Origin of the sequence: Pedobacter zeaxanthinifaciens, from assembly GCF_003313335.1 — a bacterium.
Taxonomy (GTDB): domain Bacteria; phylum Bacteroidota; class Bacteroidia; order Sphingobacteriales; family Sphingobacteriaceae; genus Pedobacter; species Pedobacter zeaxanthinifaciens.
In genome coordinates this window covers 272,142-288,681 of the sequence record NZ_QMHP01000006.1, presented here as the reverse complement: position 1 = coordinate 288,681, position 16,540 = coordinate 272,142, and the positions used below count along the sequence as shown (strand labels likewise).

The 16,540-nt window shown below is 37.4% G+C and carries 18 protein-coding genes; 8 read left to right on the top strand and 10 right to left on the bottom strand.

Annotation, left to right across the window (positions count from 1 at the left end; translation table 11 throughout):
* Positions 1–184 precede the first annotated feature (184 nt).
* From DUT68_RS18595 to DUT68_RS11640, 4 genes are all read left to right on the top strand, one after another.
* Entirely contained in the window at positions 185–319 is a 135-nt protein-coding gene (locus DUT68_RS18595; protein WP_262510296.1) for a hypothetical protein, read from the top strand.
* 701 nt (positions 320–1,020) lie between these two features.
* Positions 1,021–1,689: a succinate dehydrogenase cytochrome b subunit gene (locus tag DUT68_RS11650; RefSeq protein ID WP_113638373.1), complete on the top strand. Its 669-nt coding sequence runs from the start codon at positions 1,021–1,023 to the stop codon at positions 1,687–1,689.
* Positions 1,690–1,720: 31 nt separating this feature from the next.
* Complete coding sequence (locus DUT68_RS11645) at positions 1,721–3,700, top strand: fumarate reductase/succinate dehydrogenase flavoprotein subunit (RefSeq protein WP_113638372.1); 1,980 nt, start codon at positions 1,721–1,723, stop codon at positions 3,698–3,700.
* A 134-nt stretch (positions 3,701–3,834) separates the two neighbouring features.
* Positions 3,835–4,605, top strand: a complete 771-nt coding sequence (locus DUT68_RS11640) for a succinate dehydrogenase/fumarate reductase iron-sulfur subunit (RefSeq protein ID WP_113638371.1) — start codon at positions 3,835–3,837, stop codon at positions 4,603–4,605.
* Positions 4,606–4,740: 135 nt separating this feature from the next.
* On the opposite strand, the gene DUT68_RS18350 is transcribed toward DUT68_RS11640, so the two are convergent.
* The 9 genes from DUT68_RS18350 to DUT68_RS11595 form a co-directional block, all read right to left on the bottom strand.
* Entirely contained in the window at positions 4,741–4,884 is a 144-nt protein-coding gene (locus DUT68_RS18350) for a hypothetical protein (RefSeq protein WP_157960851.1), read from the bottom strand.
* A gap of 27 nt (positions 4,885–4,911) precedes the next feature.
* On the bottom strand, positions 4,912–5,370 hold the full coding sequence (locus DUT68_RS11635) for a hypothetical protein (RefSeq protein WP_113638370.1): 459 nt from the start codon (positions 5,368–5,370) through the stop codon (positions 4,912–4,914).
* Between the two features lie 406 nt (positions 5,371–5,776).
* Positions 5,777–6,226: a hypothetical protein gene (locus tag DUT68_RS11630; protein ID WP_113638369.1), complete on the bottom strand. Its 450-nt coding sequence runs from the start codon at positions 6,224–6,226 to the stop codon at positions 5,777–5,779.
* A gap of 489 nt (positions 6,227–6,715) precedes the next feature.
* A complete protein-coding gene (locus tag DUT68_RS11620) occupies positions 6,716–7,222 on the bottom strand; it encodes an RHS repeat domain-containing protein (RefSeq protein WP_306419620.1) in 507 nt (168 codons plus the stop codon).
* A 223-nt stretch (positions 7,223–7,445) separates the two neighbouring features.
* Positions 7,446–7,775, bottom strand: coding sequence for a DUF6984 family protein (locus tag DUT68_RS11615; protein ID WP_113638366.1), 330 nt, complete (start codon positions 7,773–7,775; stop codon positions 7,446–7,448).
* Between the two features lie 259 nt (positions 7,776–8,034).
* Complete coding sequence (locus tag DUT68_RS11610) at positions 8,035–8,388, bottom strand: hypothetical protein (RefSeq protein WP_113638365.1); 354 nt, start codon at positions 8,386–8,388, stop codon at positions 8,035–8,037.
* Between the two features lie 249 nt (positions 8,389–8,637).
* Entirely contained in the window at positions 8,638–9,177 is a 540-nt protein-coding gene (locus tag DUT68_RS11605) for a hypothetical protein (protein ID WP_113638364.1), read from the bottom strand.
* A 299-nt stretch (positions 9,178–9,476) separates the two neighbouring features.
* Positions 9,477–10,088 carry a hypothetical protein gene (locus DUT68_RS11600; RefSeq protein WP_113638363.1) on the bottom strand — a complete coding sequence of 204 codons (612 nt, stop codon included), beginning with the start codon at positions 10,086–10,088 and terminating at the stop codon, positions 9,477–9,479.
* A 165-nt stretch (positions 10,089–10,253) separates the two neighbouring features.
* The gene (locus DUT68_RS11595) at positions 10,254–10,850 is read right to left on the bottom strand and encodes a hypothetical protein (protein WP_157960849.1); all 597 of its coding nucleotides are present in this window, start codon (positions 10,848–10,850) and stop codon (positions 10,254–10,256) included.
* 720 nt (positions 10,851–11,570) lie between these two features.
* Here DUT68_RS11595 and DUT68_RS11585 point away from each other — a divergent pair.
* A complete protein-coding gene (locus DUT68_RS11585; RefSeq protein WP_113638360.1) occupies positions 11,571–11,777 on the top strand; it encodes a YtxH domain-containing protein in 207 nt (68 codons plus the stop codon).
* Between the two features lie 114 nt (positions 11,778–11,891).
* Positions 11,892–12,569 carry a methyltransferase domain-containing protein gene (locus tag DUT68_RS11580; protein WP_198659578.1) on the top strand — a complete coding sequence of 226 codons (678 nt, stop codon included), beginning with the start codon at positions 11,892–11,894 and terminating at the stop codon, positions 12,567–12,569.
* Between the two features lie 90 nt (positions 12,570–12,659).
* Here the strand turns inward: DUT68_RS11580 and pepT are convergent, their stop codons facing one another.
* Positions 12,660–13,913 (bottom strand): peptidase T, encoded by a 1,254-nt coding sequence (pepT, locus tag DUT68_RS11575; protein WP_113638358.1) that lies wholly within the window; start codon positions 13,911–13,913, stop codon positions 12,660–12,662.
* A gap of 74 nt (positions 13,914–13,987) precedes the next feature.
* Between pepT and DUT68_RS11570 the strand changes: the two genes are divergently transcribed.
* Positions 13,988–14,683, top strand: coding sequence for a hypothetical protein (locus DUT68_RS11570; RefSeq protein WP_113638357.1), 696 nt, complete (start codon positions 13,988–13,990; stop codon positions 14,681–14,683).
* 67 nt (positions 14,684–14,750) lie between these two features.
* Complete coding sequence (locus DUT68_RS11565; protein ID WP_237088319.1) at positions 14,751–16,496, top strand: M14 family metallopeptidase; 1,746 nt, start codon at positions 14,751–14,753, stop codon at positions 16,494–16,496.
* Positions 16,497–16,540: the final 44 nt, after the last annotated feature.

The following is a 16,540-nucleotide window of genomic DNA, read 5'->3' as shown; positions in this document are numbered from 1 at the left end:
TCTAATTGAAGCGAAAAGCAAATCGTTAAACTGCTAGGCTCAAATTGTCAGTGCTTTTATGCGGAATACTTTTTAGGTTCACCAAGCTTTTGCGGTCAATTCATCTACATCTATTTGTAAGAAGAAATTGCAAAGGAGTTATTCTCCATCTCTTTCCTCTTTAGGCCTAATAAAAAATACATACATGAAAACGTATAACCATCCAAATAATCCAGCAAAAGCAGATACCAACACCGAGTTGGTTCGGCCCCAACAAATGACCACCGCCAATGTTGAACCAATTGATACCGGAACGATAACTACCGCCTGCGTACTTTGAATTAAAAAAGAAAGCATATTAATTTAAACGTTAATGAAATGAACAGATTAGAACGTAAAAGTAAAACTAATTACCGTAATCAAAAATTAACGTTTTGCAATGTGCAAACCACGGCGCCCTGCTAACATTGCGATAGCAAAAAGATAAAATCGCAAAATTCAACTTTGTCAACCTTTCCTATGCCAAATTGCTTATAAGATTGACAAAGTTTGCGCAGTAACTATTCTTTGCGAAACTGCATTCCGTAAGTACGGGATTGCGGTTAATTTTAACGCAAAGAAAAATAAGAGAACCGCAGAGAACGCTAAGTTTCGTTGCAGGTTTTTGTCAACTAAACCTGATGGCAGCGGATATCCTTTTTGTTGCACTCAATTTAAATTTACGAAGTTTTTAAACGGCGAAGCAATCAATTTTACCATTAAAGAACAATTACAAATGAAATTAAACTTCGTAAGTTTCCGTCACCATTAACTTTCACAATAAAGATAGCAGCGTACAGCAGGGCTACTATTGCCGATGAAAATACTGCGCTCATTTTTAAATTAACTACTTAAAGTACAAGCGCAAACGTTGCCAAAAGCTCATTTTTTTTAGAACGTTTCTAAATAAGTGCTTTATCGTGTTTTTGTTGTTGTGGTTACTATTTTAAATCATATTTTAAATACTTTTGCACACTAGAATTAATTAAATAACCAAATCTAATGAGTAGTTTAAGTAAAGCTTTTACATCATCTATAGGTAAAAAGTTTGTAATGGGGTTAACGGGTCTGTTTTTGATTTCATTCCTTATTATACACGTATCTATAAATGCGCTGATTTTTTTAAATGATGGGGGCGAAACATTTAATGTAGCTGCCGATTTCATGGGGCATAACATTATCGTTCGCATTTTGGAAATTGGCCTATTTTTGGGCATCATTCTGCACATTGTACAGTCGTTAATTTTAACGCAACAAAACAATGCTGCTAGGCCTCAAAAATATGCGTACAATAAGCCCGAGGCTAACAGCAAATGGTACTCACGTAGCATGGGCTTATTGGGTACATTAATTTTAATGTTCTTAGTAATGCACCTTTACCATTTTTGGTGGCCAACTAAGGTTGCTGTTTATACGCACCAGGAGCACAATACTTTCCAAAATATCGTAATGATATTCCAGAGTCCAATTGTGGTTGCAGTTTACATTTTAGGAGTAGTCTCTTTAGGTTACCATTTACTGCACGGTTTTCAATCTGCTTTCCAATCAATGGGTTGGAACCACAAAAAGTGGACACCAGTAGTAAGAACAATTGGTGTTTGGTTCTCTATTATTGTGCCACTTGTATTTGCATTGATGCCAATTGCAGTTCATTTTGGATGGATCAGCTAAACAGAAACGTTTAACTAAAAAGATTAAGTAAATGTCGAAACTAAATTCAAATATCCCTGAGGGAGAATTAACCCAAAAGTGGACAAAATATAAATCTTCTATACCGTTGGTTAACCCGGCGAACAAAAGAAGCTTAGAAGTAATTGTAGTAGGCTCAGGCTTAGCGGGTGCATCTGCAGCTGCTACGTTAGCCGAAATGGGCTACAAAGTAAAGTGTTTTTGCTTTCAAGACTCACCTCGTAGGGCGCACTCTATTGCGGCTCAAGGTGGTATCAACGCAGCAAAAAATTACCAAAATGATGGTGATAGCGTTTATCGTTTATTTTACGACACCATTAAAGGTGGCGATTATAGAGCCCGTGAAGCAAACGTACACCGCTTAGCTGAGGTAAGTGTAAACATCATTGACCAATGTGTGGCTCAAGGTGTGCCTTTGGCTCGTGAATATGGCGGTTTGTTAGATAACCGATCATTTGGTGGTACGCAAGTACAACGTACTTTTTACGCTGCCGGACAAACCGGGCAACAGCTTTTATTAGGTGCATACAGTGCTTTAGAGCGCCAAGTGGGCATGGGTAAAGTACAAATGTACACCCGCCACGAGATGCTTGATGTAGTTGTTATTGATGGCAAAGCTCGCGGTATCATTGCTCGTAATTTGATTACTGGCGAATTGGAACGCCACTTTGGCCACGCTGTAGTGTTAGGTACTGGTGGTTACGGAAACGTATTCTACTTATCTACCAATGCAATGGGTAGCAACGTTACGGCAGCTTGGAAAGTGCACAAAAAAGGTGCTTTCTTCGCCAACCCTTGCTATACACAAATTCACCCTACTTGTATCCCTGTTTCAGGCGATCATCAGTCGAAATTAACCCTAATGTCGGAGTCGTTACGTAATGATGGCCGTATTTGGGTTCCAAAACAGAAAGACGATCCTCGTAAGCCTCAGGATATTCCAGAGGAAGAAAGAGATTACTATTTAGAGCGTCGTTACCCTGCTTTCGGTAACTTAGTACCTCGTGACGTTGCTTCACGTGCTGCTAAGGAACGTTGTGATGCAGGTTACGGTGTAGGTGCTTCTAAACTGGCTGTATATTTAGATTTTGCGGCTAACACTGAGCGTTACGGACGTATCGAAGCTAGCAAACAAGGAAACCATAATCCTGATAAAGAAACCTGCATGCGCTTAGGCCGTGAGGTGGTGAAAGAAAAATATGGTAACTTGTTTGACATGTATGCGCAAATTACCGGTGAAAATCCTTACGAAACACCAATGCGTATTTATCCAGCGGTACACTATACCATGGGTGGGGTTTGGGTTGATTACAACTTAATGACTACCATTCCAGGTTTATATTGCACTGGCGAAGCTAACTTCTCTGACCATGGTGCTAACCGCTTAGGTGCATCGGCATTGATGCAAGGCTTGGCAGATGGTTATTTTGTATTGCCTTACACTATTGGCGCTTACTTGTCAAAAGAAATCGCTACAAAGCCAATTCCTACAGATCACCCTGCATTTGTGGAAGCTGAAAACAACGTTAAAGCAACTATAGACAAGTTCTTGAGCATTAACGGTACTAAATCTGTAGATCATTTCCACAAAAGATTAGGCCACATTATGTGGGAATATTGTGGTATGGCTCGTAATAGACAAGGTTTGGAAAAAGCAATTAGCGATATTCAGGCTTTACGCAGAGAATTTTGGTCAGACGTTAAAGTGCCAGGTTCTGCAGATGAATTTAACCCAGAATTAGAAAAAGCGCACCGTGTTGCCGACTTTATTGAATTGGGTGAGTTGATGTGTATTGATGCCCTTAACAGAGAAGAAAGCTGTGGTGGACACTTTAGAGAAGAGCACCAAACAGAAGAAGGTGAGGCAAAACGTGACGACGAAAACTTTGCTTATGTAGCCGCTTGGGAATACAAAGGCGAAAGCGAGTTCGAATTGCACAAAGAAGAGTTGAACTACGAAAATATTAAAGTAGCACAAAGGAATTATAAATAGTACAGCGTATTGAGATTTGCGTATTGAGAAATACGATAGCTCAAAGAACTGTTATAAAGTCGTTAATAGTATAGTGTAAAGTTTAGCGAGATTTAATCTCAATACGCAATACGCAATACTCAATACTTAAAAAAATGAGTACAGGAAATATGAATTTAACGCTAAAAGTTTGGCGTCAAAAAAACAAAAATTCAGCTGGTAAATTAGTTGATTACCAACTTTCTGGCATTTCTCCAGACATGTCTTTTTTAGAGATGTTTGATGTTTTAAATGAGCAATTAATTACCAAAGGCGAAGAACCAGTTGTATTTGACCACGACTGTAGAGAGGGTATTTGCGGTATGTGCTCAATGTTCATCAACGGACAGCCGCACGGCCCTAAGGACTTGGTAACTACCTGCCAATTGCACATGCGCTCGTTTAAGGATGGCGATACCATTGTGGTTGAACCTTGGAGAGCAAAAGCATTTCCAGTAATTAAGGACTTAGCGGTAGATCGTTCTGCTTTTGACCGCATCATTGCTGCAGGTGGTTTCGTATCGGTAAATACGGGTAATGCACAAGATGCTAACGCACTGCCTATACCAAAGGTGCAAGCTGATGCTGCTTTTGAAGCTGCTGCTTGTATTGGTTGTGGCGCATGTGTAGCTACTTGTAAAAATGCTTCTGCAATGCTTTTTGTATCTGCAAAAGTATCTCAATTGGCTTTATTACCACAAGGACAGCCTGAGCGTTACCGCAGGGTGCAAAGCATGGTTGCTCAAATGGATGAAGAAGGTTTTGGTAACTGTACCAATACTGGCGCATGCGAAGCTGAGTGTCCAAAAGGCATCTCTTTGGAAAACATTGCCCGTATGAACAGGGATTACTTCACCGCAAAATTTGCTAGCGAAGAGGAAGTTTAATTCTCAATATCTTATAAATTTTTTACCATCCCCAAGTCTGTTAAAGGCTTGGGGATTTTTTTTGGGAACGATAGCGAATCGCAACTATGCCAAACTGATGAAATGAGTTGAATGCCTTTTACTAAAGTGATTAAACTAGTCTGATAAATCGCTAACTGAAATTAAAAACCATTTACCCAATCTTCTTTCAAAAAAATAGTTCACTTCGTAACCTGTGCCCTCTGTTGTAAATTGTATTTCAAATTTATCCATAGCCACCTGTTTTTTCTTCAATGTCATATTGGGTTCTTTTAGCTAATAAAACAATTAATTTTTTTTGATTCTTTCGACTGAAAATAAGCTATCTATTAAATATTTAGAGACTACGGTCGCAGAATTCCCGACTTGATAAGTATAAGTTATAGAATCATTATCACGATTTTTCCCATATTTATACTCAATTTCAATTAAACGCGGGATACCATCTTTTAAAGGTAGATTGTAAACGTCAAGCTCGCCATAGATACTACAACCGGAAAACATTACGGACTTCCTTTTATGTCCTATCACGTTTTCATTACCTTCCCACCAAATAAAATCAGAACTTTGCTCTTTGATATGCCAATAACTAGGTATAAGTGGTATGCCCAATGCTTTTCTTTTACGATTATAGGCTAGCCCATATTCATTTTGGCAATTTTTAACTCTATAATTCCTTACTACGCTATATAAAGAAATGAAAACTCCCAAACAAATTAATCCAACTGTAAGATATTTCGTTAGCATATTTTTATTTATATTTTTGTGGCCTAATATCGGAAATTATTCTACCGTTTGAACCCACCCCACTAGTCTAAATGCTCCATAGGATTACTTAAATATCTTTATTAAATAAAGGTCTCTAGACAGCTAGGATCTGCCTTCAATTTCTCCATTACTAACATGACCAAGACAAAGTCTTCGCTTTTAATTTTGGATTTAATGATTTAAGTCGCCCTTCGGAAGACTTAAACCAAGGGGGAGATTCCGTCCACATAGTAATAATTCCTCAGGCAGGTATTGCCAGACGGAGTCTTCGGTTTTTATTTAAGATTTAAGTGACCGCTGAAAAAGCGAACACTTAAAGCAGTTGGGGGGGCTTGTGCTAGACATTAGCACAAGCCCCGCTACGCTGGACATATAGATTAACTAATCAAAATCCATGATTACTTGTCTTATTGTTTTCTGCATAACACAAAGAAATATCCTCGAATAAGTTTAATAGTTTTGTAGCTGAAAAATCTGGAGAAGATAAGTGAATAAAACTAATTATCTCAATTAAATCAGTGTTAAAATCCTTAGATTCCAAGAATCTAATAGATTTGCTTGTAGTTAAACATATATAATTTTTGGAGTGATTAGAAGTTGCTCCAAAAATAAAAATTCTATAATCTACACTCAAGTTCCTTTTTTCATACACAGTCCGTTCATATATATATTTTTTGTACGATATAAAATTATCTTTTGTATCTTCAAATTCTTTTTGAATAACCAAAAATTCAATTTGCTGTTTTCTTCGTTTCAACTCGAATGAAACTTTTTGCGCTTTGCTGGTTATTGACCAAGTAAACACTAGTAACAAAATGGTGATTTTTATTTTCATTATAGAAATGATTTTATGAAGGTCTGAACTTGACTTATTGCATCTCTTTTTATCTGAGAATTTTTTAATATTTGACTTTCAACGGCTTAAGGTCCAGATTCTGTATCGTTGTGCTCACCAAGCTGTTGATCTCTCATTGTCATTCTCAGATTGTTTTTATCTGTTGCATGAGTTATTTCATGTGCTGCATCTGCAGCTAGAATAGCATCATAATCATTTGCCTTTGCTGCTGCCGTATATAATGCTACTTGAGGTCAGACGAGGAAAAGCTCCCACCATTGGCTACATGATTTATTATCTCTTTTAAATTTCCTTCGAACAATGTAATCTTAGCAGCCTTAACCTCGCCTCTTTTTTGAGAGCTATACCAAGCATATTCAGTTCTTGTTTCGCCAAGTTTTGTTGGATGTTTTGATTCAGACAAGGTAAATTCAACAGGATGCGCCGAATCACGTGCCTTTGCCAAAACACTAGCCCCACCATTTGCTACTATCGCATTACCAACTTTTTTTGTATCGACAGATGCATTCGAGCTCCAATTAACTGTTCCATTTTTATTGTATAAGTTACCTTTTTACCGTCCGTACCCTTTATCCATGTTGGAGACATCCTATCAGGATCTATATATCTTATTGGATTGTTAAACACATAGTTATATGGCGAATGCCTCCTCATCTTCTCCGCCAACGGATCAACGACATTCCATCTCCCGATAACCGGGTCATAGAACCTTGCCCAGTAATCGTACCGTTCTAGTTCGTCCTGCAGTTCCTTGCCGTTGTATCCAGCATCTGCGGGATTGTTGTTACCGCCGACCGCCGCCTTCCTCAGCCCAAAGGCATAGTAGTCGTCACGCTGTAATATCCGCACAGCATTGTTGTAAATATCGAAAGTTGTGCGCACATTTCCAAGGTGGTCCGAAAGATTGTATCTGTAGCTGTAGCTGCCGCCACTGTTCAGGGCGGTGCCCTCCGCGGTCTGGATAAAATCTATCACGCCGTTGGTATACTGGATCCCGTCCACATAGTAATAATTCTTCAGGCAGGTATTGCCAAACGGAGTCTTCGGTTTTTATTTAAGATTTAAGTGACCGATGAAAAAGCGAACACTTAAACCAGAGCGGGTATGCACAATAAAGCCCAGCAATTCTCACATCGCTGGGCTTTTGATTTATCGATATTTACCACAAGAAAATACTATACACTAAATTAACCTTAAGCTATAAGGGAACTGATGGAAATTTTTTCAAAGGAGAAAAATCTCCTTTAAATATATCCAATTCATAAAAATCTCCATTTGTATCTAAATTTACAGAAATAAATAACGGAACTCCATCTATATCAAATAAATCAATATTTGCAAGTTCTCTCATAAAAAGTCTTTCATCTTTGTTTTCTACAGCGACTTGTAAACTGCCCATACCTCCGTCATCCATTTCCTCAACGATCAAATCTGGAAGCTTGTTTATTATTTTCTTACCTTCAGGGGTATCTTTTATCATATAAACAAGCAATTCAATCTCCTCGGGTTTCAATTTTCTTTTTATCATTGTCTCGGTGGTGTAATTTTACCAATGTTTATTTTTCCCCTTTTGGTTTAAGTGTTCCATCGGAACGTTAAAAGTCTTTAAAAACCACGATCTCCAAGGCTGAATATCTTACTTGCAAAAATATTATAGCCGCCAAAAGTCTTCTCCAAATTGGATTTAAGTTGCCGCTGAACTAGCGAATACTTAAACCAGTGGGGCACTAAAGCTACAGGATATGACGATTATAGAAAATAAAAATAAACAAACTTAACTACTATTTTCATTTACAGAACCAATTATAGGGAAACAGACCAGAAGGAGACTTTCTTTTATATTCTTGATAATCCCCTTTATCGTTCTTTTTGTAAACATAGAGAAGTTTGGAACACGATTGTTTAGAAATGGAGTCCCCAATCTCTATATTATCATTTTCAACAATTGAATAATTCACAGAGAAAAATTCAACTCCAATACTATCGTACAAAATTAACTTTTTGGTAGGAGTGACTTCTATCTTTTCAATTATAAAATCGTAACTGCTTTTATACTCTTTTCCAGCATCTAAAAATTGCCTAACCAGTAGAAAAGCAACAACAACAAGGAATATCAATCCTACTATCATATTTTTTTTCATCTAAACTGCGATTTAAATATTGGCAGGGAATAACTCACTCCCAAAGTCGCACCCGCCCCTTTGGATGCACCCGCACTCACGCTACGGGATATCTACGTCATGCCATTTTTTTAATAGCCCCACTGGTTTAGTGCCCCATAGGAGCTTAAAAGTCCAAATTGATTTAATTGGCCGCTAAAAAGCGAAAACTTAAACCAGTGGGGAGTTCCACTTGGGAGTTACTGGGTCGTAGCGCCTTAATATTTTATACTACTGATAAATGCTTTTCCAGTAACCTATTTCATTTGTTTTCCATTCCTTTATTTCGGCTGCTTGTTTTCTATCATCCGAAGAGATTGCATAACAATTAAACTTAAAAACTGCTTCCTTAACGAACAAAACACATTTATTACTATTCGGCAACTTTTCTATTTTATCACCAATTTGAGATGCTCTGTATAACAAAGAATCAGCGAATATGATATGCCTTATAAATCCGCCTATTTTTGGCTTATCGAATGCCTCGCTCTCAAATAAAGTATCGAGTTTCAACCTTTCAACCATCTGATAATCATCAACCAAATATAAATAGAATCCTTTTTGATTATTTTTATATGCGATATATCCATTAAATCCCTCATTTATTTGTCCCCTTATAAAGTTTATTGATCTAGGCCTGATTATCAGCATGTTTATCAACATAGCAGATCCTATCGCAAAAAGAATTAAAACTAAAATTATTTTTCTCATTTTATTCTTGATCTCCTTTAGTGTAAGAATTGGCTTGAATAATTGATTTATTGTAATCATAGCTTATGCTAAAACAACCTGGCACTTCAATGTCATAATCTATTAACGTAGGAATTCCAGCTCCCACTGGTTTAAGTGTTCCATCGGATCACTTAAATCTCTTTATTAAACAACGGTCTCTAGACAGCTAGGACCTGCCTTCAATTTCTCCGTTACCAACATGACCAAGACAAAGTCTTCGCCTTTCATTTTGGATTTAAGTCGCCCTACGGAAGATTTAAACCAAGTGGGGGCTGTGCTTAACATCTAGAACAGCGGGGGATGTTTCCCGGTTTTTCCAGTTAGCACCTAAATATATTTCAATTTAGCGATTCAATTTCAGACTTAAACGTTCTTCTGATATTTAAAGAGATATTACTGTTTGAACTTGACTTCAACTTCATGAGATAATTACCGAAATCACCTTTAATAGTGTCTGCTTCCGAAGCTATAGTTATTGTTTTTATTTTTTCTGCTATTTTTTTATCTACGACTTCTCTTTTGAAGAAAGATACCTCTTCACCCTTTAAAACCTTGATTAGGTTTCCTCGGATTAGAGATAATGTACTTGGATCTAGCTCATCCACAACGCCCAAGGTCTTCACTGGCTCAGAGAAAGCAAAGTAATATAGATCGCCTTTTGAATCAATGAAAAAATTAAACCTTGAATATTCTACAGTAGGAGGCATAAGTACAACTCCATCACTTCTAGTACTTATAGCACGTTTGATACTATCTTCCCTTGATATAACATAATTTATTTTAACAACGTCAGATTTACACGTGGTAAACAAGTGTAGGGCGAATATCAGAACTAGGCTCAAACTATCGGTGCGCTTTAAAATCTTCATTATAGGCTGTAATAAATTTCGTTGTATTTTGAACGGCATCCATTTGTAAGCTAAAATTCTTAAAAGTTCAAGACCGTTCATTAGAAAGATTTTTATGTTCCTCTTTTCCTCCCATTGCTAATTGCCTCTGACAAAAACTGTCCCTGTTTGGCGCAAGCCTTCGCTTCGCTTATGCCTTTTATTCAATTAAAGTATCACAAGCGGACGCTTGCGCCATAGGGAGTTTAAACAGGGTCTATTATCTATTTAGGACTTATTTCTGATTTTTTTAGCCATGTCAATAAAGATTTTTCTTTGTACAGGATAATTCGACAATACTTTTTTAATTCTTTCATAATTATCGTTATCAAACACAGGTCCGTCTAAAATAAAGCACCAAAATTTTGCGCTTTGGCTCTCTTGTAAATTAGAAATTAATCTCAATACAACAGTCGAATTTTTGCAAAAATAATCCTGTACACCAACTTGAAGATAATTTACTGCATCAGCATCCCAATATCCACCGATGCAAATATTGATCACCTTCTTAGAAAATCTTTCAGGTTTTATCCTTGAAGAAATTTTAAAAAAATAATCGATTTGGTCTTTACTTGCATCATAGTTTGGCCCAGGGCCAAACTTATCAGAATAACCGTAAATAGCTAAAAATTCAGAAAAATCACTTGGAAAAGCCTTAAAAAATTTATCTGCACATTCAGGTGATGCATACCTTTGACACTGAAAAAATACTATTGAAAGTGAATTTGCTTGTTGTTTTATCTGTCCTTTACAAGAGAGTAAAAAGCTCATAGATAAAATGAACATTATCACTGTGCCTCCTATTTTTAACCGAAGATTTTTCATGCTGTTGTATATCTGTATTTAAATTTCATGGGGCTTATTGGTGTTATGACCATTATCAACTCTTTAGACTTTTTCTCCTTTCTGGAGCAAGCTTCCGTTGTGCCTTAATCGAATTAGTCAATCTCTTTTATCACAAGTGGATGCAAACATTTGAAGGAGTAGTACGACCAGTGCTTATCTAAGCTTTTTTACTATTTTCCAAGGAATTAGCGATATCAACAAAATCGCAGCTATAAAAGACATCCTGGATTTATCCCTCTTTAATCCATCAGGTTTATAAAAATAATCCCATTTCTTATTATACTTTAAAGCTATTTTGGAACCAATTGGATATTTCTCACATTCATTTCTAGTTAATTTAATGGAATAAATCTCGCTTCCAAAGCTGATGCGTACAGCAGATGCTCGTTTGTAATAGCCGCAGCTCTGCGACAAAACAATATGATATGTTGATGGAACAATAGCTTCGAGCTTTCTATTTTGATAGTAGAAAAATGAACTATACAAGATTGCTACAGTAGAAAGAAAAATTGCAATAAATTGATTTTTGTAATACACTACATCATTTAAAAATATATACAAGCTAGCACTTATTCGCCAATTCTACAATACTAGGGCTAAACTTCACAGCTCATCAACCATAAGCTTACTCAATTTTATCAAAATCCTTAAAACAATACTGTTGCACCTCCGTTTTTTAATAAACAAAGAATTTTAATTATGACAAAGCAAACAAAGATATTAGGTGGTGTTTTAGCGGGGATAGCTTTAGGCGCCGTAGTAGCATTAGTAATTTCATCGGATAAAGACAGCGATATGAAAAGCAAAATTGGCGATTGGTTTTGCGATTTATTCGACAAATCTAAGGACAAGCTAGCCGATGTGGCAGGGATGGTTAAAGATAAAGCTGACAGATTGAACGCTTAGCTTTATAACATCTCTCGAAATACGAAGCAATACAAAAACTGATGATTTGATTGGTTGTAATGTGGCTTTCTAATTCGTGCAAAAATGTATTAGGGTGTTTCCGTATCTTTGAAAATGGATATTTACGGAAATGCCCTTTTAGATTTTCATCGCACAGGTAAAGCGGATATTTTATGGCTGCACAACTCCTATGATGAACCTGAAGAAATGCCAATAGAGGTATTTTTTAGGGACGAGGATGAAATGCCCGATATTGAACTAAAAGCAATGCAGCTTTGTAAAGGCAAAATTTTGGATGTTGGTGCCGGTGTAGGTAGCCATGCCTTAATTTTAGATAAAGAATTTGATGTAACCGCTATAGATATATCGGCCATTGCCACCCAAATTATGAAAGAGCGTGGCGTTAAAAACCCCCTCCTCAAAGATTTTTTCACAGTAGAAGAAAAATACGACACCTTGCTATTTATGATGAACGGGATTGGACTGACCGGAACGCTGCAAGGCTTCGAGAACTTCCTGCATAATGCGAAAAAAATACTCAATCCAAAGGGCCAACTGTTATTCGACAGCTCTGATATTTCCTATCTATATGAAGACATGCCCATGCCAGCCGACCATTATTTCGGGGAAATTAGCTACTGCTATGAGTATAAAAAGCATAAGGGTAGCTGGTTTAATTGGCTTTATATTGATCCAACCACGTTAAAGCGCTTGTGCAAACAACATGGCTGGAATTGCAACATCGTATATACAGACGAAAATGACCAATACTTGGCTCAACTTACGCTGTAATTTATGATTTTAGAGTTACGAATTACGATTGAAAAGCATTAACACATAGTTAAAGCTAGCAAATCCTAAATCTAAAACGTCATTTGTAAATTAACTTCTTTCTTCCCAAACTTGAGCTAAATGCACAATGGTTTCCACGGCTTTAACCATATCCTGCACAGCAACCCATTCCTGTTTCCCATGAAAAGCATGGCCTCCGGTAAAAATGTTTGGACAGGGCAGGCCCATAAATGATAATCTTGACCCGTCAGTACCGCCCCTAATACTTCGTGTCACCGGATTAAGTCCGGCTCTTTTTAACGCTTCTATACCATTAGCCATTATTTGTGGGTACTGATCAAGCACCTCTTTCATATTGCGGTACTGCTCTTTGATGGTTAATGTGTAGCTTGATTTTGGGTAGCGCTCCATCACATTTTTAACGGTTTGCTCCAATGTAGTGCCATGAGCTTTCAATAATGCATTATCAAAATCACGCAAAATAAAATTGGCTTCTGCCTGTTCAACGCTCCCATTAATTGATACCGGATGAATGAAACCCTCCTTTTTAGCTGTAGTTTCAGGCGTTAAATTTTTGGGCAAAGCATTTATAATTTCAGCCAATATTTTAATGGCACTTTCCATTTTTCCTTTAGCAAATCCGGGGTGAGCACTTACGCCATGAATAACTAATTTAGCACCATCTGCAGAGAAAGTTTCATCTTCGATAGAACCTAAAGTTTCCCCATCAATAGTGTAGGCAAAATCAGCACCTAATTTTTTAAGGTCGGCCTTATCTACTCCACGTCCAATTTCTTCATCGGGGGTAAATAATATCTTAATTACGCCATGTTTAAGCTGTGGGTTTTGCACCAAGTATGTAGCTGCTTCCATAATTTCAGCTACACCGGCCTTGTTATCTGCACCTAAAAGCGTTGTGCCACTTGCTGTAATAATATCATTTCCAATTTGGTTCTTCAGGTCTTTATGTTCATTCATTCTTAAAACCACGCTCGGGTCATCTGGCAAAACTAAATCCTGACCTTGGTAATTTTGATGGATAATAGGTTTCACATTTTCACCACTGCAATCTGGCGACGTATCCATATGAGAACAAAAACAAATTACAGGCACATTCTGCTTATCGGTGGTAGCAGGAATGGTAGCATACACATATCCGTACTCGTCCAAATGTGCATCAGCCAAGCCCAATTCCAATAGCTCGGCAACCAATAATTTACCTAAGTTTTTTTGTTTAGCTGTTGATGGAATAGTAGCAGATAAAACATCCGATTGAGTATCGATTTTTACATACTCCATAAACCTTTTAGTTGTAGAAACAGCGTTTATTTTCATATCTTGCATAAATTCAAAGATATTGTTTATTTTTTTGATTAAAGATTATACTTTTGTAGAGCAAGCACTTAATTTATAACAACTTGAAAAAACGATACTTAGCTTTATTATTGATCTTTGTAACGGCTACTGCATTTGGCCAATCAAATTTTTATAGATTGAGTGCAGGACTTGGTGGTGGTGCAAACTATTCATTCACAGATGTAGGTAAGGGCCAATATTCTTACTCATTTGCAGGATATTTAGATTATCACTTCACTCCTTTTATTACTGCTGGTTTAGAGGTGCAAAATGGTAAGCTAAAAGGTGCAGATTTACCAGATGTTGGGCACTTAAAAGCTTTCTCCAACTCCTACACTGCAATGTATGCTAACGTAAAGTTTAGAGCTGGCGAAATCACAGATTTTTATTACAGCGACTTTTTAAATTATACCAAAGGTTTTTACATTGGAACTGGTTTAGGTGTAATAGCAAATAACGTTGATGCAGTAAGGGTGCAACCCGGAACTGGCTACGTCTTCCCTGGCGTTTCTAAAAGTACCGATTTTGTTATGCCTCTTAATGTGGGTATAGATTTTTACTTCCCTGACGGTTGGGGAGATATACGCTACATCTTTAACATTAACTATCAAGCCGCTTATGATTTCGGGGATAATTTTGATGGCTACAACTCTCCACCACCGTTTAAAAATGTAAGCAAAGACATTTACTTTTTCCTATCTGCCGGCTTTAAATACACTTTCGGCCCTAAAGGTTTAAGCTCGAAGACGATCAGATAATTTACTTTCCAATAGGATATTCACTTTCTTATAAAACAAAAAGCTATTTTTATCCTCAAATCAACTGATGATGCGGATAAACTTAAGTTTGCTTTTTGTGTTTGGCGTATTGAGCGCTTTTGGACAGCTAACGCCATTTGAAAAAAGTGGAAAAACGGCCACCTCCACTTATCAGGAGGCCATTAGCTTTTACACTTCTCTTGCTAAGTCGTTTCCAAAACAGGCTAGGTTACTAAGTTATGGCAGCACTGATTTTGGTAAACCGCTACACTTGCTTGTACTCAATAAAAATGGATGGTTTGAGCCCAAACAGAGTAAGCTTAACAACAAAAGAGTTTTGCTAATCAACAATGGCATTCACCCGGGTGAACCCGAAGGCATTGACGCCAGCATGATGTTAGCCAGAGACTTGTTGAAAAACGGAAACCTACCTGAACAAGTCACCATCTGTATCATTCCAATTTATAATATTGATGGTAGCTTTAACCGCACTGGCACTTCACGAGCTAACCAAAACGGACCAGTTGCTTACGGCTTTAGGGGCAATAGTAAAAACTACGATTTGAACCGTGACTTCATTAAAACTGATTCCAAGAACTCCGCTACTTTCCAGCAAATATTCAACACTTGGGAACCTGAAATTTTTGTGGATACACATACGAGCAATGGTGCAGATTACCAGTACACAATGACTTTGATTCCTACGCAGAAGGATAAATTAAACGCTACACTGGCTGAATATCTTACTAAAAACATGCTACCGTATCTTTATCATTCCATGAAGTTGAAAGGTTTCGAACTAGTACCCTATGTAAATTCAATTAATGAAACGCCTGATGATGGCATTACCGGATTTATGGAAGGCCCGCGATATAGTACCGGATACGCTGCGTTACACAACACCATTGGCTTTATGCCCGAAACCCACATGCTCAAACCTTTTGATAAACGTGTGGCTGCAACCTACGATTTATTACAGACTTACGTGGAGCTGGTAAATAAAGACGCTAAAATAATAGGCGAAAGCGTAGCCAAGGCTAAAGACCAAGTGAGCAAGCAAAAAAGCTTTGTGCTAGATTGGAAGCTGAACAAGGATAGGTACGATGAAATTGAATTTAAAGGCTATACTGCCAAGTATAAACCTAGCGAAGTTAGCGGTTTAGACCGGTTATATTACGACAGAAACCAGCCGTACACCAAAACCATTAAACAGTGGAACAATTTCGAACCCGCCTTAACCGTAGAAAAACCTATTGCTTACGTTATACCAAAAGCGTGGACCAAAGTAATTGAGCTTTTGAAACTGAACAATGTAAAAATGCAGCAGCTAAAAAGCGATACTAAACTCTCGTTGCAGATGTATTACATTGCAGACATGAAAACGGCGCAAAAGCCTTTTGAGGGTCATTACCTGCATTCGGCGGTAAAGGTAGTGCCGCAAATGCAAACCATTAATTGTTATGCTGAAGATTTTGTGGTATTTGCCAACCAACCAAGCAACAGGTACCTGATAGAAACCTTGGAACCTCAAGCCCCCGATTCATTTTTCAATTGGAACTTTTTTGATTCGATTTTAGGGCAAAAGGAACATTTTTCGTCTTATGTTTTTGAAGATACCGCCGCCAAGCTACTCCAATCCAATCCATCCTTAAAAGAAAAGCTACAATTAGAAAAGGCTAAAAACCCTGATTTAAATAAAAGTGCTTATGCACAGTTGGAGTTTATCTATAAAAATTCTGATTATTATGAGCCTACTTTTATGCGTTATCCTATTGGCAGATTAGTTTCTGATGTGAAGTTAGACTTAAAGTAACCGCTCTTTCCAAATTAAATTCAGCCTTTGTCATTCTTAAAATT

Coding starts and splice junctions, on each gene's coding strand:
- DUT68_RS11595 (WP_157960849.1), bottom strand. CDS start 10,850: ATGAAAAATCTTCGGTTAAAAATAGGAGGCACAGTGATAATGTTCATT.
- DUT68_RS11640 (WP_113638371.1), top strand. CDS start 3,835: ATGAGTACAGGAAATATGAATTTAACGCTAAAAGTTTGGCGTCAAAAA.
- DUT68_RS11565 (WP_237088319.1), top strand. CDS start 14,751: ATGATGCGGATAAACTTAAGTTTGCTTTTTGTGTTTGGCGTATTGAGC.
- DUT68_RS18595 (WP_262510296.1), top strand. CDS start 185: ATGAAAACGTATAACCATCCAAATAATCCAGCAAAAGCAGATACCAAC.
- DUT68_RS11650 (WP_113638373.1), top strand. CDS start 1,021: ATGAGTAGTTTAAGTAAAGCTTTTACATCATCTATAGGTAAAAAGTTT.
- DUT68_RS11610 (WP_113638365.1), bottom strand. CDS start 8,388: ATGAAAAAAAATATGATAGTAGGATTGATATTCCTTGTTGTTGTTGCT.
- DUT68_RS11615 (WP_113638366.1), bottom strand. CDS start 7,775: ATGATAAAAAGAAAATTGAAACCCGAGGAGATTGAATTGCTTGTTTAT.
- DUT68_RS11630 (WP_113638369.1), bottom strand. CDS start 6,226: ATGAAAATAAAAATCACCATTTTGTTACTAGTGTTTACTTGGTCAATA.
- DUT68_RS11580 (WP_198659578.1), top strand. CDS start 11,892: ATGGATATTTACGGAAATGCCCTTTTAGATTTTCATCGCACAGGTAAA.
- DUT68_RS11645 (WP_113638372.1), top strand. CDS start 1,721: ATGTCGAAACTAAATTCAAATATCCCTGAGGGAGAATTAACCCAAAAG.
- DUT68_RS11600 (WP_113638363.1), bottom strand. CDS start 10,088: ATGAACGGTCTTGAACTTTTAAGAATTTTAGCTTACAAATGGATGCCG.
- pepT (WP_113638358.1), bottom strand. CDS start 13,913: ATGCAAGATATGAAAATAAACGCTGTTTCTACAACTAAAAGGTTTATG.
- DUT68_RS11605 (WP_113638364.1), bottom strand. CDS start 9,177: ATGATTACAATAAATCAATTATTCAAGCCAATTCTTACACTAAAGGAG.
- DUT68_RS11585 (WP_113638360.1), top strand. CDS start 11,571: ATGACAAAGCAAACAAAGATATTAGGTGGTGTTTTAGCGGGGATAGCT.
- DUT68_RS18350 (WP_157960851.1), bottom strand. CDS start 4,884: ATGACATTGAAGAAAAAACAGGTGGCTATGGATAAATTTGAAATACAA.
- DUT68_RS11635 (WP_113638370.1), bottom strand. CDS start 5,370: ATGCTAACGAAATATCTTACAGTTGGATTAATTTGTTTGGGAGTTTTC.